Here is a 1,209-nt window from a genome sequence, read left to right as displayed (position 1 = left end):
TGACCTTGTCCTTGCGAAACGTATCTCTTACTGAGGTTGTAAACTAACCGGCAAGGGGAATAAATAAATGGCAAAAAAAGGACAAGTGAGAGCACGTTACACTGCGGAATTCAAACAAGAATCGGTAAGACTAGTGCAAGCTGGTCAAAGTATTGCAGCAGTCAGCAGGAATATCGCGGTAAGTGAACAAACATTGTACAACTGGGTAAAGGCTGCGCGAGATGGTCAATTAAGCGAAGCAAAAGGCAATGTTGTCACGCCAGAGCAAATGGAATTATCTCGGTTACGTGCTGAGAATGCGCGCTTAAAAATGGAGCGCGATATCCTAAAAAAGGCGGCGGCAGCGTACTTTGCGAAAGAATCGATGTGAAGTACGCTTTCATCAAAAATAATGCGCAATGGTCAGTTAAAGTCGTCTGTCAGTTACTTGATGTAAGCACCAGCGGCTATCACGACTATTGTCGACGTCAAGTACGGCCCATGAGCACAACAGCGCGACACCGTGAGGAAGGCATTGTGGCTCACATGAAAGCGATTCACCACGAAGTCAAGCAAGAGTACGGTTGGCCGCGCATGCATCGTGAATTAGCGCATCGTGGTATTCGAGTCGGCAAAGAACGCGTCCAAAAACTGATGCAACGTCATGGCATACGTGCCAGGCATAAACGCAAATGGATTGCTACTACCAACTCTCATCATAGTTTGCCAGTTGCACCAAATCTGCTGGAAAGAAATTTCACGCCAGCAGCGCCGAATCGAGTCTGGAGCAGTGATATCACGTACATCCATACTGAGCAGGGCTGGTTGTATTTAACGGTGATGCTGGACTTGTACAGTCGTCAGATAGTTGGCTGGTCTATGCAAAATCATATGCGAGCTGAGTTGGTCGATGATGCGTTAAAAATGGCTTGGTTCCGACGTCAACCCAAAGCGGGGTTCATCGTCCATAGTGATCGTGGCAGCCAGTATTGCAGCAAGCTATTTCAAGACAGCTTGACAGCGTATGGCATGCGTTCTTCGATGAGCCGTAAAGGAAATTGTTGGGACAATTCTCCACCTGAGAGTTTATGGGGGGCGCTGAAAGTGGCGCGTATTCATGGCAAAAAATTTGCTACTCAACGAGAAGCAAAAGATGAGATCGTTGATTGGATAAACTTTTATAATGCACGTCGCCAGCATTCAACACTTGGTTACGTCAGCTCCATGAAT

The 1,209-nt window shown here is 46.9% G+C and carries 1 protein-coding gene; it reads left to right on the top strand.

The genetic code is table 11. From position 1 onward, the window contains the following. Window positions 1-67: 67 nt before the first annotated feature. A protein-coding gene (locus tag GEV47_RS19190; protein WP_407646294.1) for an IS3 family transposase occupies window positions 68-1,209 on the top strand; the annotation gives its coding sequence in 2 pieces (ribosomal slippage) (window positions 68-337 and window positions 340-1,209; 1,140 coding nt annotated over the 2 pieces). This gene is flagged as partial in the annotation.

The organism is Glaciimonas soli (assembly GCF_009497155.1).
Lineage (GTDB): Bacteria > Pseudomonadota > Gammaproteobacteria > Burkholderiales > Burkholderiaceae_D > Glaciimonas > Glaciimonas soli.
The sequence above is the reverse complement of the archived record's forward strand: the minus strand, read 5'-3'. Positions and strand labels throughout refer to the sequence as shown.